Origin of the sequence: Faecalibacterium sp. DFI.5.82, from assembly GCF_029076575.1 — a bacterium.
In the GTDB taxonomy this organism is placed as follows: Bacteria; Bacillota; Clostridia; order Oscillospirales; family Ruminococcaceae; genus Faecalibacterium; species Faecalibacterium duncaniae.
This window is the reverse complement of sequence record NZ_JARFIS010001078.1, coordinates 1-290: the sequence shown is the minus strand read 5'-3', so window position 1 is coordinate 290 and position 290 is coordinate 1. Positions and strand designations below refer to the sequence as shown.

Sequence of the window (290 nt, the reverse complement as noted above, 5' to 3'; positions counted from 1 at the left end):
GCCTTTACCGCCACCGCCGTGGCCGTGTTCGGCGTTTACTTCAAGCTGCAGTGCTTCGTGTTTATGCCCCTGTTTGGCATGAACAACGGCATGGTGCCCCTCATCGGCTACAACTACGGTGCCCGCAAGCCCGACCGTGTCAAAAAGACCATCAAGTGCGCCATGTTCTATGCCGAGGCCATCATGCTGGACGGCTTCCTGCTGTTCCAGTTCCTGCCCGACAAGCTGCTGGGCCTGTTCTCCGCCAGCGAGGCCATGCTGGCCATCGGCAAGCCTGCCCTGCGCATCAT

Annotated in this window: 1 protein-coding gene; it reads left to right on the top strand. The window is 60.3% G+C overall.

Annotated features, from left to right (window positions below; translation table 11 throughout):
• Nucleotides 1-290: MATE family efflux transporter (locus tag P0G09_RS20225; protein ID WP_275253572.1), on the top strand; the 290-nt coding region annotated here is incomplete at both ends.